The sequence below is a fragment of the Nitrobacter vulgaris genome (assembly GCF_002028545.1).
In the GTDB taxonomy this organism is placed as follows: domain Bacteria; phylum Pseudomonadota; class Alphaproteobacteria; order Rhizobiales; family Xanthobacteraceae; genus Nitrobacter; species Nitrobacter vulgaris.
In genome coordinates this window covers 29,776-52,694 of the sequence record NZ_MWPQ01000054.1, presented here as the reverse complement: position 1 = coordinate 52,694, position 22,919 = coordinate 29,776, and the positions used below count along the sequence as shown (strand labels likewise).

Sequence of the window (22,919 nt, the reverse complement as noted above, 5' to 3'; positions counted from 1 at the left end):
AGCATTGGGAGGACCGTGGCGGTGAATGACATAGAAGAGCGCGTGCAGGACATCATGGCGGAGTACGGCGACCTGGTCACGGGAGAGGAGCCGCAGGTGGAGGAGTTAAAGAGGGCAATTCAGGACTTCCTCGAGCACGGCCCCGGCATGCCCGACCAGCGCCGCCAGGCCTTGCTCAAGCGTATGAAAGGTTGGGACCCCGATTACATAGCCTACCTGACGAGGCCTACCTGACGAGGCCTACCTGACGAGGCGGGGCTGAGCCGGAAGGTCGAAGCAAGACGGTTGCCCGCGACGTTTCCAAACCTCTAAGAAGCAAACCCCAACGCCATTTCTCCGGCTAATTCGTTTATGTGGTCTACGCGCACGACCTTAAAATACACGTGTTTATCGGAGAAGCTAAATCGATAAGCGCTACGAGGGTCAGCTTGAAAGCCGGAAGTAGTTTCGGAGAGAACCAAACGATTGGTTCTGATCTCTTTCGTTTCCGATTCACCGTAAAAACTGAGCCCTGCGTATCAAAGCGTATCTCGTTTCAGTCAGGGATAGAAATGTACTTCGCGGGGGACAGTTCCTTTCCGCTTGGCACCTGCTGCTTGGAGAATGAGCCTAAGCCGAGCAGCAGCGCGATCAACGCCGCCAAGCCTCCTGCCATAGCGATAAGGAAATAGCGCGACATGCGTTGTCAACGCCGGCGCCAAGCGATTGTTTCGTATCGCAACTTATCGTGCGGCAAGAAAAACCCGCCGGGCTCAAGGGCCGCGGCGGGCAAAGTCTGTCAAACTTCATCGCGGGCAGACAACGTCGAGAGCCCGTCTCTGTTCCTATTACTTCGGCGGCTGCAGTTCGGGCGAGGTCGCCCACCTCTCGATGTTTGCGGCAGTTTCGGCCTGCCGAATTTTCTTCAGCAACTCGTAGTGATCCGCACCGCCCGGCCCACCGTCCGCCTCAGATCGTGCGCCCGCGATGAAGTCCGAAAGACGGTCTTGAAACGACGTGGTCTGCTTGAAACGACGCCGGGTCTGCATGGCGCGCTCCTGTCCGTGAGAAAGAGGCGGGACGCAGTCGGGCGTTCTCATCACCGAGATAAGCCACGATGATCCGTGCGGTGATCAGCCATCATCGCGTATTCGAAAGCGGAGTTCTGCGCACTAGTGGACATAGCGCGGTTCACAACCGCTTGAAGGCCACGGGCCTTCCCTTGGACCCATCCATCGCCTTTCTCCACTTAGACCAGTGCGCGCCCTTGTCCCTCTCCGCGAACCCCACGCATGAATGTTTCGCGGTATGCGCGCGGTCCCGGATCAGCTAATGAAGGATTGTTGCTAGCCGCAGGATTCGTGAGCTGAGACGATCCATTCAACCGTGTCTTTCAGCGGGAAAACGCGCATCTAGCTTCGGCCAATTTGACGTGGGAGCAGAAACTGAAAGAGAAAAGGGACATCGTCGAAAATTGGCTGCCGCGTTATACGGGCACGCCGCTTGGCGAATTTGGACAATATGTTCTCTTGACGAATTTCAGCGGCTACGTCGCGTGGTTCGCCGCTCAGCACGAGGTATCGATCAAGGGGACGGATCGACCGATGCCCAATGCGACTGCCGATGGCATTACCTTGATCAATTTCGGCATGGGAAGCCCGAATGCCGCGACCGTGATAGACCTCCTGAGCGCCATTTCCCCGAAGGCTGTTCTATTTCTCGGAAAGTGCGGCGGCTTGAAACGCAAGAATCAGACTGGCGATTTCATTCTGCCCATTGCGGCCATTCGCGGCGAAGGCACTTCGAACGATTACCTGCCGCCGGAGGTTCCTGCGCTTCCCGCATTCCAACTGCAACGCGCAGTGTCAACCATGATCCGCGACCTGGGTCATGATTATTGGACAGGCACCGTGTACACAACGAACCGTCGTGTCTGGGAGCATGATGATGCTTTCAAGGAGAAGTTGCGTCGCACACGGAGCATGGCGATCGACATGGAGACTGCAACAATCTTTGCCGCCGGATTCGCCAACCACATCCCGACCGGTGCGCTGCTTCTCGTTTCCGACCAGCCTATGATCCCTGAGGGTGTGAAAACCGAAGCGTTGGATTTGGTTGTGACCGCAAACTATGTTGAGACGCACATCAGGGTTGGAACAGAGGCCCTCAAACTGGTGCGGCGTCATGGCCGAAGCGTGAAGCATCTGCGCTTCGAAAGCGAATTCGAAGGATCACGTGAGCCATAAGGCGTTGCGGCCCTGGATCGCTTGGCCACCATCGTTCGAGGTGCCGACATTTCACAGCAGCGCGCGGTGGCCTTATCCTCGTGAGATATAGCAGCTGTGGCGGCGACCATCTGGACCTGTGTCCTGATCGGTTTTCGCGTGGTTTGACCTTATGCGTGGCAATGGCTCCTCGCAATGCTTGCGTCGGACCGGCCTTTGCCCGCGTCGTCTGGATGGCGTGCCGAAACATCGCGCCGATGGTGCCTCGCACGGGCTGCCGTCTCCAATTTTCCGGCTGCCTCGACCGGCTCAAGGAGAGCCAGAACCTCAACGGGCTCGATTTCGCAGCCTTTTGTGTGATCGCGAACGGTGACGAACGTCTGGAAATGCTTCGTGGTGCCCTGGCCGGAATCCAATTACGGGATCATCTATTTGTTTATATTGATTATTATTTTTTGATTGCCTTTGAAATACCAACGAAAATACCAACAATAACAAACTATTGGTCGAAGCGAGAGACGGTCCAAATCATCACAGACTGTCTCATGAACTTTATTCAGATTGCGATATCCGCACAGCTCGCGCGCGGCGATCTCGTTAGGTGCGGACCCAACGCTCGAAGTCGGGCCGAAAGCCCATGCAGTCCGATTAATCTTATTCAAGCAGCTGTTCGTTCGTTCGCGAACGTGACCGATTGGAGGGCATAAGCCGTGCTGGACATCGAGGTGGGTAGCCAGGAAGCGATACGCGCGATGCCGGCCGGCCGTTGCCTCGCGCTCCCCGCGATCATAGCGCCCTGCGGCCTTTTTCTGATTCCTAGAGCCGGAAATCTAGAAAGCGGGATTGACGGATTCCTGTCTTTCTGGCTTTCATTACACGCGGTCGGTGCCTCAGCGAGGTTCTTTTTGATGGCGATGCAGCGCAAAAAAACGCAAACCCGCGCGGACGCCGACAAGGATCAAACGCTCAATTTCCGCGTGACCGCCGAATTCAAGAAGGCCTTCAAAGGATACGCCGTCTCTCAAGGAATCAGCATGACTGATCTCCTCAAGGAGGGGTTCGTCCTTTCTAAGAAGGCCCGCGAGAAATGATGGCTTATGCAAGCGGTCGCAAGCCTTCGACTGTCAGCGGCGTGAGCATCGAACAATGAGCGCGCGGGCAGCACCGCGCCGCGAGGCCGACGCAAGTTGGTTGTTCGAAATCGGGACTGACGCTCCTGACTCGGTTGTCGACGGTCTGTTACGGGTCGATGACTTCGTCGCAACCTCTTATGCGCCTGAAGTTGTTGCAATGTTGGAGAAGGCCCGCCATTACGGGGCTCATTCAGTTTTCTTCGAGGCGGCGCGGAACGGCCGCGCGCCGGTCGCGCAGGCATTCATCTTCGTTGCCGCCGGAGGTCTCGATGACGCCGCGTTCGCGCAACTGCATAAGCGTATGTGGAGCTGGGGGGGCGTCCCCCTTTTATACCGCGTGGCGCCTGGGCAGGTTCAACTGTTCCGATGCGCCCACCAGCCGGATTTCGTCGATCCTTCCGGAGTACCAATATGCAACCCGGTCCGGACACTTGAGATCGGCGCCGCGGTCGCCTCGGCGGATCGATGGTGGGATAGAGAGCAGCTCCGCAATGGAGCACTTTGGGACGATCCGGCCGCATGCCAGTTGATGCTGTCTCCACACGGGTCCTCGCATCGAAAGCTTGTCGACTCCGTACGCGCGCTGCACATCGAACTATCGGCAGAGAATCTCTTAGACCCGAATCTCCGGCGCCGTCTGCTGATCCTCTCGCTTCTGATTGCTTACCTGGAGGAACGCGGAGTTCTCGAAGCGGACTACTTCGACTCGTTCTTGCCGGGTGCCACTCGCTTTTTTGAAGTGCTCGGCAACGGGCCTGCTCTTGTTAGGTTGCTTGCTGCGCTAGAAGACCGCTTTAATGGTCACGTTTTCACGCTGCCGCTCGAACAGCGTCGCTTGCTTGAAAACAGCGGCCAACTCGGCCGCTATGCAAGACTCATCGAAGGCTACGAGGAAGCTGGTGGCCAAATGAGCCTTTGGCGTCTGTACTCTTTCAGAGATTTGCCGATCGAGTTAATCAGCAACATCTACCAGCTCTTCGTAAAGGACGCGGCTAGCTCTGTTTATACTCCTCCTGCCCTTGTCCGAGCTATCCTAGAAGAGGTGCTAAGTTGGGATCGCCTCGATCGAATAATGCAGACCGACGAGGTCATCCTCGATCCGGCGTGCGGCTCAGGCGTCTTTCTGATGGAGGCCTACAAACGCATCGTTCTTCATTGGCGCAGTAAGAACGACTGGGCGAAACCTGGAGTGGAAAACCTGCGCTCCCTGTTGCACAGAGTCCACGGTGTGGACTTGGAGGATGGCGCTGTCGAGCTCGCCGCATTCAGTCTATGCCTCGCGCTTTGCGACGCTCTCGAACCGGAAGAAATCCGTTCAAGCGTAAAGCTATTTCCGCCACTAGCGGGCGTGAGCTTGCACCGCAGCTGCTTCTTTGAAGCGAAGGCTAAGGGAGTGATTGGCGCTGCTGTCGCAGCAGTCGTCGGCAATCCACCGTTCGCGTCGTCTTTGACCACCCCGGGGGCTCAAGCCGCATACGCCGCCTACACCGCCGATTATGGTCAGCTGGCGGATCGTCAACTCGCCTACCTATTCCTCCATGAGGCCATGGGACTTGTGACTCAGGGTGGGATGGTCGGAATGATCGAACCGTCCGGTTTTCTGTACAATCATCACGCTCTCCCATTCCGCCGCGCCTTCTTCTCGAAGTGGCGCGTCCGGGAAATCCTCGACTTCGTTTCGGTTCGTGGCCTCTTCAAGAAGGGTGAAGCCGACCCGAAGATCATCGTTGTCGTGGCCCAGGCTTCAGCGCCGGTTGGCGAACCAATCTTGCACGCCGTCTTCCGCCGGAGCGGACGCGCAGCTGCCGAGCAGGGGTTCGACATCGACTATTACGACCTTCACTGGCTGGGCTCCGAAGACGCGGCGAACAATCCGAATGTCTGGCGAGCTGACCTTATGGGTGGCCCTAGGGTACTCAGCCTGGTCGAGCGGCTAAGCGCACTGCCAACTCTAGGTGAGTTTGTGCGCCACCAGGGTTGGGAGGTGGGCGAGGGTTATATCGCCGGCCGCCAGGGAAGCTCGGGGGACGCCGCGCATCTCGCAGGAAAGCCTTTGCTGGAAACGACCGCGCTGACGATTGAAGGTCTCGATGCCAAAAGGATTGGCGTAGTGCCGAGTGGGCCGATAATCCGACCGCGCACCGCCGCGCGGTTCACGCCCCCGCTGCTTTTGATAAAAGAGCATGAGGATCTTCCTCATGCTCTTTGGGAGAAGGACTTCCTAGCCTACAAGCATGAAATTCTAGGAATTTCGGCTCCAAAGGCTGACGCCTCGACGCTCCGTGCGGTTAATAAGTGGCTGGATCGAGAAAGCGTGGCGCTGCGCGCATATGTCGCCAGCACTAGTCCGCGGCTTTTCAATCAGCGGGCAACGGCGATCCTCGCTGACGACATACTGGCGCTTCCTTACACTCCAGACGTCGGACTGGATCTCAGCGATAATGAGAAAATCGTTGCTGAAGACCTCGTGCACTTCCAGCGGGATTATATTCGCCTGGGGGCTAAGTCGAAACTGATGGCGGTGCCGACTTCTGCGGAGCTGAAAGCGTTTGACGAGTCCCTTATTGCCCAGCTTTGCACCATTTATCGGAGCCCGTCCTTCAAGGCTCTTCCCGCCTACGATTGGCCAGGCGCGATTTGTCGAGCATTTGTACTTGGCGACGGTGATGTTGACTGGACGGGCGCGGACGCTCTTCGCGGAAAACTCGACGCGCTATTGAAGGAAAGTCGCGGCTCCGGCGTCAAAACGGCCCGAGTCGCTCGCCTTTACGACGATCGCTTCATCTTCCTTCTAAAGCCCGACCGGCTGCGTTTCTGGACCCGTTCAATCGCCCTTCGCGACGCCGATGACGTTCTCGCCGACCTCCGTTCTCAAGGCCTTTGACGTGCTGGCCGACGAAGCAGCTTTTTCGAAGGTCGCCGGTCGGCTCAGCGACGATCTCCACCTTCCGACAGAATGGAGGGCGTCTCTGGTCGCCTTCATTGCCAACGCCCTACCATCCTGGCGCGACGACCCGCTACGACCGGCAGCGACCGCGGAGACGATCCTTACGGCCCAACTCTGCGCGCTCCTCAATAGTGCAAGCCGAAAGTCGCGTGGATGGGACTACCTCCAGTTTCGGATGGAAGAGCCGGACGAAGTAGTGCGAGGCCGCGCGATAGATCTTGTCGCCGCGCCCTTAGGACAGCTGATTTGGATCGACGGACGTCGGTATTCTCAATACGAGCCCTTGCTTCCGCTTGAATGCAAGCGCTTGCCAACGCCAGCCGGCCGCGAACGCGATGAAAGAGAGTACCTGCACAGTCGGCATGGATCGCGCGGTGGTGTTCAGCGCTACAAGACTGGGGACCACGGTGCGGCGCACGCTCAAGCTGCGATAATCGCCTACCTCCAGACCGACGACATTCCGACCTGGTATGGACGCATCGGGCAGTGGATTGTCGACCTGTCATCAGAAAACACGAATTGGACCGACGACGACCAAATCACTCTTAACAGCCATGATGTCGAACGCGGGTTGGCACAATTGTCTTCCAATCATGTTCGTGATCGAGGCCTGTCCGGGATCGCCATCGACCATATCTGGATCTGTATCTAGGATGACGATGGAGCCGACGTGCACTGCGTAGCTTTTTGGCGACGCGACAACACTGGCGTCCGGAACTTGAGAACGCGCGTCGCGATCGCAAAGAAGTCATTGAGATTCTCGACTGAAATGTCGGTCTGATACAGGGGGCAGGATCGCGGGTTGTCGACCTGGAAGCCAACCCTGCAAGGCTCTGCCGTCCGTTCAAGGCGGGCATAGGATTGATCGTTCGCTTTCGGCGGCGTGCCGTGGCGGCCGAACCGCGACCAGTAGCCTTCGATGGGATGCCTGCGTTCCCAATGTTTCAGACTGTCCGCTCTGTCAAAGCGGTCACAATCGCTGCTGCACACTAGCTGTAAGTCGCCACGGAGACGATCGAGGATCGGACCCAGGAGGAGATCCAGAACCTTCGCCGGAAAGGGCTCACCAGCCTCGGTCCGGAGTGCGATCTCCATTACCTCGTGCAGTCGGTCCGACTGTTCGTGACGGAGGCTGGCCAGGATTAGGTAGGCGACCGCTTCGACGATCGGCTCCTGTTTCAAGCCAGCCTTCATCAGTTTGCTATAAAGGAACAGCAGATTGAAGATCGCCATAGAGCAGGCTGCAAACACCTCCTGGGCCGTGCAATACCCACCCCAGGGCCGTTCGTGGATGCTGCCATGGGCGAACTCGTTGGCGATGAGCGCTATTCGCTCCATTGGTCCGATCTTAAGCGTTTGCCGCTCCGCCCAGATCCGCCGAGCGCGCTCGATGGAGCTGAACTCTAAAAGGCTCCAGAAGCGTTCTGTGATAGCTCGCAAATATCCGGCGGAACTCAGGCCACTCTCGAACAAGCGCAACACGGTCGAGGGCTGGTCGCTCAGCATGCGCTCCAGAACTGGCTGATCCCACAGCAGGACCTGCGGTTTGGGAAAGCGCGCCTGCCATGTCTTCACCCAATCGCGGGTCGGGTTTGAAAACGTCGTGTTTGTTACGATCAGCAAGCAATCAACGTTGCGGTCGGACAAGACGTTGTTGCAGGCCGACGTCACTGCATCCTTCTCGACTGTCCCGGTTCGCCCCTTGCATTCGACCCACCATCGCTTCGGCTCGATCTGCCCGTCCGCGCCCGGCGTGTAAAACCGGGCCTCAAGATCGCGGCCGCCGTCGGCCGCGCCGCTGCCGATGCCTCCCAGACGCCACTCGAGGTCACGCGCGCCGATCCCATCAAGTAGCCAGAACAAGCATTCTTCCAACGCTCTGCCTTTGAGTTCCTTGAACGGGATCTCTGTCGGCAAGACCCATTTGGGGGCGCCGTTGGGACCGTCACCATCGGTTTCGCCGTCTTCCGTCAATGTTACGTTGCCTTACCTGCAGCGCGCAGGAGATAGACGCTCACGGCGGACGCCACGGTGACGACAAGTTCGGCTTCTTCGAACCGCGGCTCGCGACCTTCTTGGATGTGTCGGCCCTGTTCGGAGGCAAACCCCCAAAGCTTATGCAGCGCAGTGTCGAGCGGAGGAGGGAAGCTCAGCCGGCCGATGATCTTTCCGAGGGTATCGGTGCTCCCGTCAACCTCGCGCGCGACGCATTCCAAGGCTGCCATGGCGTGCTGGATGGTACCCGTCAAGTCAGCGGCTGGTCGGCGCGAAATGTCCTTGAGCGCCTCATGCAGTTCGTTGGCAGCCGTCGGCGTCCCGGCTCGACGCATGATTTGAGCCGCATCGCCGGTGGCCAGTTCGAATGGCTCAGAGCCGCGAGCGACGATGATTCCCGCTTTCATCTGCCAGCCAACACCATGTTCCTGAAACAGTAGGTTTAGTCGTCGCTCGAATTCCGGCCGCCGGGTGTCTGTGTGGTCGCCCTCGCCGACGGCGCGGTAGAGGCGTTCGGCGATGTCATAGACCCTATACCAAGCTGCGCCGTCGATCAGGTAAGAGACCTCGGTTTCGACGTTCCCGGCCGACCAGTTGTTCTGATCTGGTCTCTTGAGCAAAACCTCGCAGACAGCGTCTCGCATTGCCCCTGGCCCGAGGCCGCATGCATAGCCAAGCATCACCACGCCATCCCGCACAACCTCGGGCGCGTCCTCCCTGATAGTGATCACGGCGTCCGGGGGCCGAAACCCAAACCGATCTGAAAATTGCGATGACCCATCCATTTTTAATATCTAGCACGGCTCGAAAGATCGGAGATAGGCCGCGACACCTTGGGCGGGCTGGAATACATGATTGACGCTACGTGGCTACGACCTCAATCACCAGCCGCAGGGATCTCCCCTTCTCTGGAGCTTGCTCAGCATATCCCTATGTAAGGGGCCCCTAGGACTTCGGGACACCCACTCAGCCGGCCACGCCGAAATTCGGATTCTCTGACCATAGTTGCTGTTTCATCACCGTATGGGCTAGGTGACCTTATTTCATCGGAACGGCCCATTGGCTCGGAGGCATGCGCGAGAAGTCGGGAGTTGCCGCACGCTAGCTCGACGCAGATAAAGCGTTTGGCTAAGTCTACCATCGTATTGAAAAATTCAACGCTCGGGATAGGCCATGAGCGGGCGGCTCGTAAAGATTCCATTACGGCGAATGCACCGAGACCACCACGAACCAGAGCAACTTTCATCTGATCCACGCAGGCGCGGTTGCCCGACTGGCCTGAGGTCGGGGATCAAGAAGCCTTCAAACTGAAGAGCGCTGGCTAGCAGTCAAAGAGCGATCACCAAGTCGGACCGGGACACGGTTGACCGAAGTCAGTATGCGCGCCAAGGTTGAACCATGCTTGAAATCACCGGCGATGATATCGCTCTTTTGAGCGATGGAGACCTTCGCAATCTAATCGGCCTCTTGTGTGAGGCAGACTTGCGCAAACGCGGCCTTCCGACCTCAGTTGTCACGTGGGGTGGCGACCAGGATGCGAAGGACGGAGGTATTGACGTGCGGGTGGCGCTTCCGGCTGGGACGCTGATCGACGGATTTATTCCCCGCGCCGCAACTGGCTTCCAGGTGAAAAAACCGGACATGCCGCCCTCGGCCATCGGTATCGAGATGAAGCCTAAAGGTACAATACGCCCCGCTATTGGGAAACTCGCGAAGGTATCAGGGGCGTACATCATCGTCAGCTCGGATGGTTCAGTCTCGGACTCCGCTTTGGCGGACCGCAAGAAGGCGATGGCGGATGCGATAGCCGGCCTTCCTGACGCGCTCAAGCTTGCGCTGGATTTTTACGATCGCACTCGCATTGCAAGCTGGGTTCGCGAGCACCCGGGCATGGTCCTCTGGGTACGATCTAGGATTGGCAAAGCAATTCCGGGTTGGGTCGGTTTAGAAGCCTGGTCCCATGCCTCAGTGCCACGTGAGGAATATCTTACCGACGATAACGCTCGCATTCATTCGGGAAGCTCCGATGAAGGAGAGGGACTATCGGCGGTCGATGGCATCACCAAGATGCGCGATGTAGTGCGGCAGCCAGGAAAGGTGGTTCGTCTGGTCGGTCTGTCGGGAGTGGGCAAGACGCGGTTTATCGAGGCTTTGTTCGATGAAAGAATCGGGAGCGAGCCGCTCGATCCTGCTTGGGCGGTTTATACGAACGTCTCTGACGATCCAGATCCGCAGCCAATCGGCATGGCTTCCGATCTCAACGCCGCCGGTAACCGTGCAGTCCTGATCGTCGACAATTGCGGAATGGAACTACATCGTAGACTCTCGGATATAGCGCGGATCGCTGGTTCAGTCATCAGCGTCATCACGGTCGAATATGACATTCGCGATGACCAGCCGGAAGGGACCGACGTCTTCAAGCTCGAACCCTCTTCAGCCTTACTCGCCGAAAAACTGATCATCGGTCGATTTTCAAATGTTTCGCGGATCGATGCGGAGACCATCGCAAATTTTTCCGGCGGCAACGCCCGCATTGCGATTGCCCTTGCGGAAACGGTGCGGGCCGGAGAGAGCATCAAGGGGCTCAGCAACGTTGAGTTGTTCAAGCGTCTTTTTGAGCAGCGCCACGAGGTCAATGAAGCGCTCTACCTCATCGGGCAGGCGGCTGCTTTGGTCTACTCATTCGATGGTGAGGATGTCACGGGTGACACCTCCGAAATGGCAGTCCTCGGGCACCTGATCGGCACCGCCGCACCGGAGATGTATCGCGGCGTGCAAGAACTCTGTCGGCGCGATCTTGTCCAAAGCCGCAGCCAATGGCGGGCAGTGCTGCCTCATGCGATTGCCAATCGTCTTGCAGAGGTGGCGCTTCAGAACATACCTTTTACTATAATTCAAGCGGCTTTGATCGATGGTGGATCGCCGCGACTTCTGAAGTCCTTTTCGCGCCGGCTTGGCTATCTCGACCGGAGTAAGGAGGCCCGGCGCATCGTCGGCGAATGGCTGTCACCGAATGGTCTGCTGGCCGAGGTCGCATACCTCAACGAAGAACAGCAAGCGATCCTTTACAATGTTGCGCCGGTGCTTCCCGAAGCAGCCCTTGGCGCATTGGAGCGGGCGCTTGCCACACCCGATCCAGCGACACTCAATACGTGCCGGGTGCATATTCGATTGCTGCGATCGCTGGCTTACGATCCCGCTCTGTTCGACCGTGCCGTCGCGCTGCTAGTCAAACTTGCGATGGCGGATACAGTTGGACGCGGGGAGACCGATGCGTCAAAAGCAGTTGTCTCCCTGTTTTCGATTTTGCTTTCCGGCACCCATGCATCAGTCGAACAACGGCTTGGCGTGCTCGGTAGGCTGCTGGCTTCTTCGGACAAATTAACTCGGCAGCTTGGGCTCGATGTGCTGGAGGTCATGCTCAAGACGGGTCACTTTACTTCAAGTTACCGCTTTGAGTTCGGAGCTCATTCTCGGGACGACGGTTGGCAACCCCGGACCGCTGCTGAGGTCGGGCGTTGGTTTAGGGCGGTTCTGCAATTCTTAGAGCCCTTCGCAGTGTCGCCAACGCCCGTCACTGAACAAGTGCGCAAAGCGATCGGCTCGCATTTTCGCGGCCTTTGGACAACTGCCGGACGGTTCGATGAACTGGAGTATTTGGGTCGGTCCATCACGGGGGCGGCTGGTTTCTGGCGGGAGGGCTGGATCGGCGCGCGGCAGACGCTTCGGTACGATGGCAATGGCCTGAAAGGTCAAGCAAAGGTCAGGCTTGTCGTGCTTGAAGGGCTACTCCGTCCCAAGAACTTGGTGAATCAGGTGCGCGGTGTCGTGCTTGAGACCAGAGATAACGGTATCGACCTCGATGATTTCGATGAGGATGAAATACCGAAGAGGCCACGCGACCGCAGGGAAGCGACCATTTCCCGTCTCGGCGCGGAAGTTGCGCTTGATGCTGTTGCTTTCAACGAGCTTCTACCGGAACTTGTAGAGGGTCGAGGTCAGCTCTTGAGCTTCGGGAGAGCACTTGCATGCGCGGCGGATGATCCCGGCGCGATGTGGGAATCGCTTGTGGCTGCCTATGCGGCATCCGCGGCCGGCAACACGCGAGTCCTGAGCGGCTTTTTGCTAGGCCTGCAATCCCGAGATGTAGCACTCATGTCACGTAGCCTGAATGAAGCGCTTCGGCATCCGGCACTGGCGCCGGTCTTTCCCAGTTTGCAGACGAGCGTGGCAACCGACGTCGACGGCGCGAAACGGCTTATTTGTTCTTTGAAACTCGGTGCGGCGCCAACACTGGAATATGACAATCTCGCGAACGGCAGGGCCTGTGATCTCATGCCGGGTCGCTTGTTTTGCGATCTCCTCCTCGGCATCGCCAGCAAGCCCGGCGGTCAGACGGTCGCGCTGCACATACTTTCCATGCGCATATTCAGTGACCGCAGCGAAAAGCGTGAGACAGTCCCGGAGGCTGTGCAAGCCGGGCGCAGGCTCATGGCTGCACTAGATTTTTCAAGCCGGAAGGCAAACGACGAGGTTGATGATTCTGACCTTGCCCTCGTGGCTTCGGCCTGCCTTGGCGGCGGCGAAGGCCTGCCTGTTGCCACTGGGCTTTGCCAGAGAATAATTGAGGCTATGAATGGACATTCGTTGAGCGCATCAGATTACGCGGAAACGATTTATGCGCTCTGCGAGCTCCATGCAACGGCCATGCTGAACACGCTGTTTGCCGGTGATACAAAGGCGCAGGCGAGAATGGCGCAGAACATCAGCGTGTCTATCCGGCACAGGAAGAATCCGCTTGATGCGATTTCCGACGAGGTCCTGCTTGCTTGGTGCGACGAGGAGGCCGCAACTCGCTATCCTTTGATAGTATCCTGCGCGTCGCTGTCGTCATTCAACGGGGAGCAAGACGAGCGCAGAAACTGGAAGCCCTTGTCCGTCAAGCTTTTGGAGAAGGCGCCGAGCCCCGACACTGTCCTGAACGCGATTCTTGCGCGCATGCAGCCGATGAGCTGGAGCGGCTCGCTCGCCTCCGAGATGGAAACGCGGTTGCGCTTTATTGAAGAGCTCGCTTTGCCGGACCGACCGGGCCTCGCAGAGGTTCGGATCAAAGCCGTGGCAGCCTTTAAGAGGAGAATTGAGGTCGAGCGAAAGAGCGAAACCGAGGAAGAGCGGCAACGCAGCGGCAACTTCGAGTAACGTGCCCTAGCCGTCATACTTGCGCTCTATCCAAGGCAAGCGAGGCGCCGCACTTGATTACTGGGACTCATGGGACCTTTTAGGATTACTTCCGAATGTCGAAGAGATCAAACGCACATTTGACGGCGCCCATCTTCCCGGAGAGAACGGCGTGGATGCCCAAGTAACGCAACTTGATTCTTGATTTGGCGTGGTCACCCTGAGTTTCACTCTTCATCATCAAAGTCCTCGAAAGTTGCACGTGAAATCGTATGGATACGCGGCGAGCGCGGCCTGTCATCATCGTCATCGACGGCGGGCGTAACCATTGCTGCGCGCGTAACCGGCTCGGTAGTGGTTACGCGCGTTACGATCTGCGGCTGCTGCGGACGGATCGCGCTCGGCTCGATGTCGGCGTGATCGATAACCTTCGGCTCTGGAAGGCGCGGGCGAATGGCGTGTCCGGAAATTTGCTCGGCGAGCAATCGGAGCGGACTGTCGGTAGCCTCGTTTTGCTCGATTTTCTGCTTGTGCTTCCACCGATCCGGCGCGCGGTTCGTCAGCCAAAACTCTCCGGCGCGAGGATCGGGCGGCACGTGCTCGAGGTACGACGCATAGACCGGCTTGCTCGCGCCGGCCGGCATGAAGATCTTGGTGCTTTCGTGCGTGTAACCAACGGCACGCTCGAACATGCTGCGTTCGATACGATCGGTCGCTGCTTCAAGACCCAACCGACACGACTCGAAAAATTCCGGGTGGCTGACCTTCCAAAGCCATATCGTGCTGATCGCAACATCGAACGCGGCGGCTAACTCGGCAATCGTCGCGCCCTTGGCGCACAAGGCTTTTGCGGCTTTCGGATGAATGTCAGGATTATAGCGGGGTGGGCGGCCGGGATTGTCCGCTCGTCTGTCGCACTTGGAATTTTTTGGAGTGGGCTGCTTCTTCGCCATACCATTGTGCGTAACTAGTTCGCGGCGGAATCACAAGATACCTAGTTACGATTGGTTACACATTGACCAATTGAATGAGTGTGGCCTGTGCGTAACCAACCACATCAATTCAACGGTGAGATTATACGAGAGTATATGTCAAAACCGGAGTCAATGAAAGGCGCAGCTGGCAACCGGATTAAAGCCCTGGCAGGCTAAACCTTCCAATTCACGGAGTAGCGGCCCGTCCTCCGTAGAAGCCAAGCACTCCTCTATGGCTGCGTGGTGAGCGGTTTCTGACTCTCGTTCAACGACTTTAATGGAATGAGTTTTGCGAGCTACGGATCCTAGAGCAAGAAAAATTAAGGTGGCACGCAGGTCATTCGTCGCAATGCGTAAGGGCAGTCTAGGCCAACTTACGCGATAAATGGTGGCTCGAATTGCTTGGTTAATAGCACACGACATGTGTTGGTGGCCCCTTGGCCCAAGATGCTGATCCCAATCATCGAGCGCTGGTTTCAGACCTTAAAGAACAATCCGTGCTCGACAAGTATTGCCTGCCTGGCGATCTTGAGCGACAGATCACCGCCTTCGTCGATCATTACAATCATCTCCGCTAGCAAGAAAACATCTGCAATATGACCCCGGTTTGACGTCTACTTCGGCAGAGCTGAGACCATCCTCGCAGAACGTCAACGCACTAAGCGCGACACTATCGTAATCCGTCGCTTGTAGCATCGACTGCAGGCCGCTTAAACTCTAATCCCAATGTCAGATCCTCTCTTCGTGCCGCCTAACATGCTCAAATCCTTTGACGATGGACACCTGACACACTGCGGCATTATGATGACAAGTATGGCTATCAAATCGTTCGGTCAGCCGTATTCTTTCGGAGGTTCATCCGAGGATCATCTTTGAGAAGGAGGCGCAATGCGAACACTCAGCGCGTTAGGCGCATTCATGATTGCGTTCCTATCGAGTACAATTGTAAACGCCGAAACGTACAGATGCTTGTTGACCCGGCATATTGATTTGGGACCCAATGGGCTGCTGTCTCCGTCTGTAGCAGTAGGTGAAACGAGAGAAGCATACATCGCGCTGGAGGGCAGCAATTCCCGAGGTGGTAAGTTTAGTATTTGCATCGATGGCACATGCTCCGATCCACTCAAGGTGGAGATAGTGAATCGGCAAACGAGCGGCGAAATGCGAGGCGTTCGATTTACAATGGGAAACGGTGGCATGTTCTGGACTATTGAACAAAGCGCTGATCAACCTGATTACCATGCTGTCGTCGTCTCTGTTCCCTCAACGCAGAAGATCGAAAGCTCATTCGGCACGTGTACAATGGTGGTGAAGTAGTGACGCAGAGTATCAGCCGGACCAACGATCTCCATTCAGAATTGGGATCCGGAAAGCACCAGAAAGCCGGGCATAATCACAAACGAAAACCGCTATGCGAGCGGTACCCGTCCGAGCCGGCACCCGCGCTAGCATAGGTCGACCATAAGCCGCCTCAGTCGCTTGGCAGCTCCGGGGTTCGCTTCATAGCGCAGCGGCGCTTGGGAACTCCAATGCGTTGCGATTCTCAGTATGCGAATGATTTAGTTGTCCCCTTTTTCCGAGCTGTCAGGATTCGAAAATTGGTTACTGGTGGCATTTGATTGATTGAGCAGGAGAAGGACCAAGGAGGAAAATGAACAGGGAGCGGAGGGCCACTTTGCAGAGTCCCGCTCAGCCGCTGGGGCAGACAAAGCCGGTACAGTGCAAAAAGGCGCACTCGCACGCCGTTGGTCTTATTGGGCATTTCTTTAGACCTCTGGTTATGAAGGTCGTGTTTTGTCTAGAAATTCTGAGCAAGGGTAACTTGCAGCTGTCCCTGAGTGCCCAACTTGGGAGTCTTTTCAGACAGTCGGCAAAGCCCCAGAGGCTGTCACACTTGTCACATGGTCACATTCAGCCGGGTATTCGGGCATTCCGCGTATTCGCTAGGATCAGTCTCTTTCGTGACAATGTGACTGTCGTGACAGGGATCTGATTGTGACAGATCCGGGTGAGCATAGCGGCCGCGGCTAAACTTCACGACTTCACCGATTTTGGCCATGCGTGACAAAGTTTGCCGCGCGTTCTCGTTCTTCATCCCGGTAGCGTGGGCAACCGCGGTCGGTGACATCGGCGTGCCGGCCTCGGCCAATGCCGTCAGGATCGAGCTGCGCTCGTCCGTCCTCCGCACGTCGCTGACTTTGCCCAAAACCACCCACCGGCAAGTCGCCTTGTCGAACTGTACAGCCGTCTCAATTTCCTCGATATCGCGACCGCGGCCGTAGAAGGTGCAGCCGTTCTGATCACGGTCCAGAATGATGGTCGTATCGGCAGCACCGGACAGTCCAAGCGTGCCGCTAACTTTTTCAAATGGGTCAGTCTCGGAACCGCTCTTGCGCGTGTGGTGCACCACGACGATCGCCACCCCGGTTTCCATCGCGAGGCTTTGCAGTTCCTTGATGGCCAGGTAATCCGCCTCGTAAAGCGTCTGATCCTTTCCCTTCGCGATTGACTTGAACATTGCCAAAACATCCACGATGACGAGACGGGCATGTGGATGATCAACAATCCACTCCCGGATCGCGGCGATCCCGCCCTCGTTGGCGCGGGGCCATTTAGTTACAAGATGCAGGCGCTCCAGTACCGCCGCCTGGGCAACGGCTTTCATCTGCCACAGCTTACGAATGCGGGACTGGAGCCGGCGGTGGTTATCCTCGAGAGCGAGATAAAGCACATCGCCCTGTTCGCACCTGACGTCGCCAAGACAGACGCCGCCGGTGGCGATGGCTAAACCGATCTCCATGCAAAACCAAGATTTGCCAAGCTTGGGCTTGCCTGCAAAAAGGGTTAGACCCTCAGCAATATAGCCAGGCACCGCATACTTGATCGGGTCGAATTTCATCTCGCATAACTGGCTGGCCGTGAAGATGGGCGAAGCGTTTCCGTTGCCTCGTTTCTGGTTAGGTGCAAAGCGTTCAACGGTAACACCCTTGTCGTTCGGGAAACCGACTGCGGAACGAGCACGATCAAGCATGGCGGGTCATCCGATCATTAAGGTCGGTGCCGGCTTGAGTCGGTGAGACAATGATGACTTCAACCCCGGCGGTGCATAGGTGTTCGGCGGCGGCGCGTGCTGCGTTCTGTCCCGCCCATGACACGTCATTGTCGGCGGCAATCCACACGGATTCGATACCGGGCAGTGCAGGGAACCGGGAGACGCCATTGGCGCTTAGCACAGACCACACCGGCATATTCGACAGGTCGGAAACTTCACGGATGGAAAGGGTGGTCTCAATTCCTTCGCCAATTGCGAGCACGCGCTCCACGTGTTCGTCGTCGGTGAGTTTTACGGCGCCGCCACCAATCTGCCCATAGGCCCTACGGTCAATCTTGGAGCCGTTGGCGGTGATTGCTGTTCTATGGATCGCCTGCGGTTCATTGGTCATTATGTTGCGAACTAAGCCAAGCATACAGCCGAGTCGTACACCCTGGCCGAAAGGGCAGCATGGATGCCAGCGGAGCGCCTCGCCCTCATAGGAGATGCCCCGGCTCGCCAGATAGACTTGAGCCGGTGTGCCATCGATCGGTCGAGCCTCGCGCCAAAGAGCGCTGGCTCGCTCGACCCGCACACGGTCCTCGGCCGCGGAGACGATTACCGGGATTGGCCGGGCCGGATGCCACTCGTCGTCGGGCGCCCGTGACGTAGCACTGGTTACGTTTAGTGGCGCGAATGCCTCATCTGTAGTGAGCATAATTATCTCTCATGTATTCCAAGCATCGCGGCGAGCCGGCGCGCGGCTTCGAACTGCGACAGATCGAATAGATAGGCGGCAAGGCTGACCGGATCCCCGCCGGTGTCACCCGTGGCGAAGTCGGCCCAGCGGCCCGTAATGATGTTGATGCGGAAGCTTCCCGCTGTGCGGTCGGCACGGCGCGGGTTGCGAGCGATATACTCGCGCCCCTCTCGGCGACCACAAGGTAGCCAGCGCGCCAAGAGCGACGGCAACGCTGAAAGCGCGGCCATGTTGACGCGCACAAAATCAATTGCGTTCATGCGCGCGCCCTCGACCTGGTGCGCTAACCATGCCGTCGGCCGCCATCCGACGTAACCGCGCTGAGGCGGCTTGAGGCGGCCACCGTCTTTGTACATTCAAGGATGACGGTGATTGGTTCTGGCGAAGTGGCTTGAGTAGCCGTAACCGACTTAGCTTTTCCGAACTGATCGAAGCGCTAGCAAGACCGTTTCGGAGACTTGCATTTGCCGATGTGAGCCCATTTTCATGGTGGTGCATGATTATTCAGCCTCTGGTCCGGCAGGGACCAGGCGATTGGTTAGCCAAGCCTCGGCATTTTCGCGCTTGATGACCGTCTTGGCACCAATCTTATGAAGCTTAAGCCGGCCAGCATTGGCCTCGCCATACAGAAACGTCTTTCCAATCTTCGCCCAGTCACAGAATTCGGGCACAGTCATCAGCGGACCGAAACCATCTGGGGGGGTGCCAGCAGAGCAATGAGACATTCGTCGGTTCTCCAATTCCGCACGAAAGCGAGCGGATTGGTACGAACCTTGGGGGGAACAAAAATTCGCTGTAAAAGATAATAAATCGCCGTTTTTACGATTTCGGCGAATTATGAGCGGCCGATGGCCTTCCGACTCTCCGAGTGAGGCCAGCCTCCTTGAGGGCGTCACGAATGGGCCCGCGCGCCGGCTTGTAACCCAGCATTTGTAATTTCTCTATGACGCGACCTGCGGTGACGGGTGCGCCAGATGCGCTGATCGATGCGACAGCATCTTTGATAATCTTAGTGCTGGGACGTGGCGTTTTCGGCGTAGCTTCCGGCATGGCGCCGTCGAGCGTCTTTAGGAAAGTCTCCAAGGTTTTCGTCCGTACCTGCACCTTAAACCAGCGTTGCGGATGAACTCCGTTCTGAGCTGCAAAACTCGCGGCTACGACAAAACTGTTGTCCTGCTCCTGATGCAGTGGCGCGAACCAAAGCTCATTGGAGTCGGGATCGATTCCTCGCGGCGTTCTGACCCACCTACGGGCCCGCACCCCGAACCATTCTGGTGGCACTGGAATGAGCGCTTTTCCATGCTTAGCTTTCAGCCCACGAAACTCCAGCCTGCCATTCAAGCCGGCCTCACTCATCGCATCTTCAGTCTCAAGATTGATCACATCGTCGATTTCAGAGCGCCGGGCAAACACCCGTTCGTCTGCCCGCAATTTAATCTTTGGAGTCAGCGCGATAAGGTCGAACGCTTCGCCCAACGGCATCCATTCTTGTCTTTCAGCCATACCATCCCTGGCCTTTCTTTTAAAACGTTACCGTCGCCCTTCCTATCCGATCGGCAAGTCACCGTGAGCCCCGAGCCGCGCCATCCGCGTCTTAGGACAGCCAGCACACCGCTCGGGGTGCGCTGGCGCGAACTTCACAATCGCCCCGTCCGCGACCTTTGAGATTGCGGACTTGATCGAGTGGCGGTTAGCGGTACGCAATCGGATGCGCGTGCGCTCTTGCTGCTGCTGAACGCATCACCCTGTTCACTGCGTGGCTTCCTTGAACCGCAAAACCTTCGCGCCCTGGCGAAGCACGTCGCAATGGTCTGCCCACCACATCATCATCCGCACCCGCTCGTCCCAAAAATCGCCGCGGAGATAGGCTCGGCGCACGTCATTGTTTTCGACATGGGCGAGTTGACGCTCGATGGCGTCGGCGTTCCATTTGCCGCTTTCGTTGGCCAGCGTGCAAAATGTCGAGCGAAAACCGTGTGACGTGTGTTCCTCCTGCGAATAGCCAAGACGCCGTAGTGCCCCGTTCATGGTGTTTTCGGAAATGGCCCGGTGCACCGACCGCAGGCCGGGAAAAACAAGCCCACCGGCGCCTTTTCCCGTGACCAAATGTAGAGCGTGGAGGATTTCAACAGCTTGAGCTGGCAGGGGAACGCGGTGAGACCTGCGCATTTTCATGCGCCCCGCCGGAATGTTCCACACACGGTTTTCCCGATCAAATTCGACCCATTTCGCGTGGCGTAGTTCGCCGGGACGGCAGGCAAGCAGGGCCGCAAGTTGCAGTGATGCCTTGGTAGTCGGTTGGCCCATGAAACCGTAAATGGCCCGCAACAAGCCACCAAACGCCAACGGATCAGTGATGGCAGCTCGTGGTTTGACCTTGGGAGTGGCGATGGCCCCACGCAATGCTTGAGTTGGATCGGCCTTTGCCCGCACCGTCTGGATGGCGTGCCGAAACACCGCGCCAATGGTTTCCCGGACACGGCTCGCCGTCTCCAATTTCCCCGCGGCCTCGATCGGCTGAAGGACTGCCAGAACCTCAACGGGCTCGATTTCACTCATCGGTCGTTGTCCGAGGGAAGGGCGGGCATGGTCCAGCAACCATTTGACCTTGCCGATGGTCGTCTCGGCGCGGAGGTTGCGCTTCATTTTCGCCAGATAATCGTCGGCCAGGGTGTCAAACGTATTGGCGTTGGCCGTGAGCCTCGTGGCCTTGTCGAGCTTCTTCTCTGCGCTTGGGTCTTTGCCTTCCGAAAGCAGCTTGCGCGCATCGGCACGTTTGCGGCGAGCGCTCACCAACGAAACGATGGGATAGGAACCAAGGGCGAGCAGCTTTTGCTTCCCGTCATATCGATAGGCAAGGCGCCAGAGCTTCGCGCCAGTCGGCATGATCCAGAGTTGCAGGCCGTTACCATCAGACAACTTCACTACACTGTTTCCCGGCTTGGCCGTCTGACATTTCCGATCTGAAAGCTGGGCCATCTCCATCCCCACCCCTGTGCTGTCGATACCAACACGATACCAACGGAAACTTCCGAGCTACCAACACCGATACCAACAGATTGTGCGGATTGCCGGGAGCTGATGCGGACACCAGAGAACAAGGAATGCCTGTTTTACAAGACTTTTTCAATGATCGCGAATGGTGGTGAACGTCTGGGAACTGCTTCGTGGTGCCCCTGGCCGGAATCGAACCAGCACTCCTTGCGGAACTCGATTTTGAGTCGAGCGCGTCTACCAGTTCCGCCACAGGGGCATTCGCGAGTCATACGCCGAGTGCGGCGGTGGTCTTGCGAAGCGGGGCGGACTATAGCGGCCGATCCCTGCCGGTCAACCCGGTGCGCCAAGCGTCCCCCGTCAACAGGATCATTTGGTCTCGAAACACTGCAGTGTGATGGCTGCCGGCTCGACAGCGGTAAGGCTCGCAAGCTAGGACGCATGGTGCAATCCAAGCACTTCGCCGGAGGAAGCCGTGACCCTCGATGCTGTCGTGAAATCCGCCTCCGGAGTCGGTAGAAAAACCGCCTTCGCGACGACGCTGGCCGTGGCCTTCATCGCCGCAGCGACAATCGCAGGCGCGTGGTTCTTTCAGATCGTGCTGGAGATCCTGCCGTGCCCGCTCTGTCTCGAGCAGCGCTATGCCTACTATTTTGCGTTCCCCTTCGGCCTGCTCGTGGCATTTGCCCTCGCGAAAGGCGCACCACGTTGCCTCATCATACCGCCTCTCGCCGTTCTTACGCTGGTTGTGCTGGTCAACGCCGGGCTCGGCGCCTATCACGCCGGGGTGGAATGGGGCTTCTGGCTGGGGCCGACCGAGTGCAGCGGAACGGTGCTCGATCTGGGCAAGGGAAGTCTGCTTGAGAATCTCGATAGAGTGAAGGTGGTGCGTTGCGACCAGGTGCAGTGGCGCTTCCTCGGCCTGTCGCTGGCTGGCTACAATGCGCTGATCTCGCTGCTGATGGCGGCAATCTCGGGGTGGGGCATCGCAGCTTTGGCAGGCAAGGTCAGGTAAACTCTGCGCAGTACGGGATGAAAAGTGTGTCGCGGCTTTCCGCTCGCATCCCGCTCATCGCGATCCAGTGACATCCAACCTTGATAGCAATCAAGGTAGAGCTCCAACAGCTTGTTTTGAGCCGCATTCTTTACGCGAACCGACCCCGGACTCGCTTGCGGTCGAACATTTTGATCAGGCTGGCGGATGGCAAGCCCGATAGTGTCGCAGGTTGGTTGACCTGTCGACACTAACGGGCGAGCGGATCAGTTCGGGTTGGCCGCTTTGGCCTTGCACCCAGAGAGGAATTTCTTGCGTTCCTTGCCGTGCAGGCCTTTGGCGGTGGCCTCTTTCGAGCATTCGAGCGAAGCTGCGGTGCGCGGCTTTTGGACCTTCTTGGTGGCGGGCGCCATCTTTGAAGTCGGTGCGGGCGTTGCGGGTGCGGTAGGCGCGGCAGTCTGGGCGAATGCCGTGCCGCCGAGCAGCAGAGACGCAGCGAGGATCGCAATGAAGCGGGAAGACGTGGTCATGAAAAATTCCTCAGGTTGATAACGGCTTCAACGTCGCGGAGCCGGCCTGAACGGTGGCTGAACGGCCTTGAGCCGATCCCCCACATGAAGCATTTTTTTGGAGTCGGTCCGGGCGCGGCGTTGAAACGGCCGTGGGCGACGCTAGGATGTCGGCCCATCCTCGATGTCCGGGAAGGACA

Annotated in this window: 19 protein-coding genes and 1 tRNA gene; 8 read left to right on the top strand and 12 right to left on the bottom strand. The window is 57.7% G+C overall.

Going from position 1 to position 22,919, the window contains the following annotated elements:
• Nucleotides 1-21: 21 nt before the first annotated feature.
• Entirely contained in the window at nucleotides 22-234 is a 213-nt protein-coding gene (locus B2M20_RS15265; RefSeq protein WP_139372925.1) for a hypothetical protein, read from the top strand.
• A gap of 593 nt (nucleotides 235-827) precedes the next feature.
• On the opposite strand, the gene B2M20_RS15260 is transcribed toward B2M20_RS15265, so the two are convergent.
• Entirely contained in the window at nucleotides 828-1,028 is a 201-nt protein-coding gene (locus B2M20_RS15260) for a hypothetical protein (RefSeq protein ID WP_079447896.1), read from the bottom strand.
• A 378-nt stretch (nucleotides 1,029-1,406) separates the two neighbouring features.
• On the opposite strand from B2M20_RS15260, the gene B2M20_RS15255 reads away from it, so the two are divergent.
• The 5 genes from B2M20_RS15255 (at nucleotide 1,407) to B2M20_RS15235 (ending at nucleotide 6,936) form a co-directional block, all read left to right on the top strand.
• Nucleotides 1,407-2,225, top strand: coding sequence for an AMP nucleosidase (locus tag B2M20_RS15255; protein ID WP_244553547.1), 819 nt, complete (start codon nucleotides 1,407-1,409; stop codon nucleotides 2,223-2,225).
• 161 nt (nucleotides 2,226-2,386) lie between these two features.
• A complete protein-coding gene (locus tag B2M20_RS15250) occupies nucleotides 2,387-2,911 on the top strand; it encodes a hypothetical protein (protein WP_079447895.1) in 525 nt (174 codons plus the stop codon).
• A 3-nt stretch (nucleotides 2,912-2,914) separates the two neighbouring features.
• A complete protein-coding gene (locus tag B2M20_RS20355) occupies nucleotides 2,915-3,295 on the top strand; it encodes a hypothetical protein (RefSeq protein WP_244553546.1) in 381 nt (126 codons plus the stop codon).
• Between the two features lie 55 nt (nucleotides 3,296-3,350).
• Complete coding sequence (locus B2M20_RS15240) at nucleotides 3,351-6,221, top strand: Eco57I restriction-modification methylase domain-containing protein (RefSeq protein WP_079447894.1); 2,871 nt, start codon at nucleotides 3,351-3,353, stop codon at nucleotides 6,219-6,221.
• Nucleotides 6,184-6,936, top strand: coding sequence for a hypothetical protein (locus B2M20_RS15235; protein WP_244553545.1), 753 nt, complete (start codon nucleotides 6,184-6,186; stop codon nucleotides 6,934-6,936). Before B2M20_RS15240 ends, B2M20_RS15235 begins: the two co-directional genes overlap by 38 nt.
• On the opposite strand, the gene B2M20_RS15230 is transcribed toward B2M20_RS15235, so the two are convergent.
• Nucleotides 6,933-8,258: a restriction endonuclease gene (locus B2M20_RS15230; RefSeq protein ID WP_079447893.1), complete on the bottom strand. Its 1,326-nt coding sequence runs from the start codon at nucleotides 8,256-8,258 to the stop codon at nucleotides 6,933-6,935. The two genes, B2M20_RS15235 and B2M20_RS15230, sit on opposite strands and share 4 nt — an antisense overlap.
• Before the next feature lie 2 nt (nucleotides 8,259-8,260).
• Nucleotides 8,261-9,064 carry an AbiJ-NTD4 domain-containing protein gene (locus B2M20_RS15225; protein ID WP_079447892.1) on the bottom strand — a complete coding sequence of 268 codons (804 nt, stop codon included), beginning with the start codon at nucleotides 9,062-9,064 and terminating at the stop codon, nucleotides 8,261-8,263.
• 613 nt (nucleotides 9,065-9,677) lie between these two features.
• On the opposite strand from B2M20_RS15225, the gene B2M20_RS15220 reads away from it, so the two are divergent.
• Nucleotides 9,678-13,478 (top strand): hypothetical protein, encoded by a 3,801-nt coding sequence (locus tag B2M20_RS15220; RefSeq protein ID WP_079447891.1) that lies wholly within the window; start codon nucleotides 9,678-9,680, stop codon nucleotides 13,476-13,478.
• A gap of 206 nt (nucleotides 13,479-13,684) precedes the next feature.
• Here the strand turns inward: B2M20_RS15220 and B2M20_RS15215 are convergent, their stop codons facing one another.
• From B2M20_RS15215 to B2M20_RS15185, 8 genes are all read right to left on the bottom strand, one after another.
• Nucleotides 13,685-14,410 carry a hypothetical protein gene (locus B2M20_RS15215; RefSeq protein ID WP_079447890.1) on the bottom strand — a complete coding sequence of 242 codons (726 nt, stop codon included), beginning with the start codon at nucleotides 14,408-14,410 and terminating at the stop codon, nucleotides 13,685-13,687.
• A 1,918-nt stretch (nucleotides 14,411-16,328) separates the two neighbouring features.
• On the bottom strand, nucleotides 16,329-17,462 hold the full coding sequence (locus B2M20_RS15210; RefSeq protein ID WP_079447889.1) for an AAA family ATPase: 1,134 nt from the start codon (nucleotides 17,460-17,462) through the stop codon (nucleotides 16,329-16,331).
• Nucleotides 17,455-18,180, bottom strand: a complete 726-nt coding sequence (locus tag B2M20_RS20805; RefSeq protein ID WP_079447888.1) for a DUF7146 domain-containing protein — start codon at nucleotides 18,178-18,180, stop codon at nucleotides 17,455-17,457. Before B2M20_RS20805 ends, B2M20_RS15210 begins: the two co-directional genes overlap by 8 nt.
• A 2-nt stretch (nucleotides 18,181-18,182) precedes the next feature.
• Nucleotides 18,183-18,482, bottom strand: a complete 300-nt coding sequence (locus B2M20_RS15200; protein WP_079447978.1) for a hypothetical protein — start codon at nucleotides 18,480-18,482, stop codon at nucleotides 18,183-18,185.
• A gap of 240 nt (nucleotides 18,483-18,722) precedes the next feature.
• On the bottom strand, nucleotides 18,723-18,947 hold the full coding sequence (locus tag B2M20_RS18785; RefSeq protein WP_244553544.1) for a helix-turn-helix domain-containing protein: 225 nt from the start codon (nucleotides 18,945-18,947) through the stop codon (nucleotides 18,723-18,725).
• A 94-nt stretch (nucleotides 18,948-19,041) separates the two neighbouring features.
• The gene (locus B2M20_RS15195; protein ID WP_139372924.1) at nucleotides 19,042-19,698 is read right to left on the bottom strand and encodes a hypothetical protein; all 657 of its coding nucleotides are present in this window, start codon (nucleotides 19,696-19,698) and stop codon (nucleotides 19,042-19,044) included.
• A gap of 273 nt (nucleotides 19,699-19,971) precedes the next feature.
• On the bottom strand, nucleotides 19,972-21,207 hold the full coding sequence (locus tag B2M20_RS15190; RefSeq protein WP_338013175.1) for a tyrosine-type recombinase/integrase: 1,236 nt from the start codon (nucleotides 21,205-21,207) through the stop codon (nucleotides 19,972-19,974).
• Between the two features lie 183 nt (nucleotides 21,208-21,390).
• A tRNA-Leu gene (locus B2M20_RS15185) sits at nucleotides 21,391-21,475 on the bottom strand.
• A gap of 216 nt (nucleotides 21,476-21,691) precedes the next feature.
• Here B2M20_RS15185 and B2M20_RS15180 point away from each other — a divergent pair.
• A complete protein-coding gene (locus tag B2M20_RS15180) occupies nucleotides 21,692-22,231 on the top strand; it encodes a disulfide bond formation protein B (protein WP_087881201.1) in 540 nt (179 codons plus the stop codon).
• Between the two features lie 245 nt (nucleotides 22,232-22,476).
• On the opposite strand, the gene B2M20_RS15175 is transcribed toward B2M20_RS15180, so the two are convergent.
• Complete coding sequence (locus B2M20_RS15175; protein ID WP_079447886.1) at nucleotides 22,477-22,740, bottom strand: PsiF family protein; 264 nt, start codon at nucleotides 22,738-22,740, stop codon at nucleotides 22,477-22,479.
• Nucleotides 22,741-22,919: the final 179 nt, after the last annotated feature.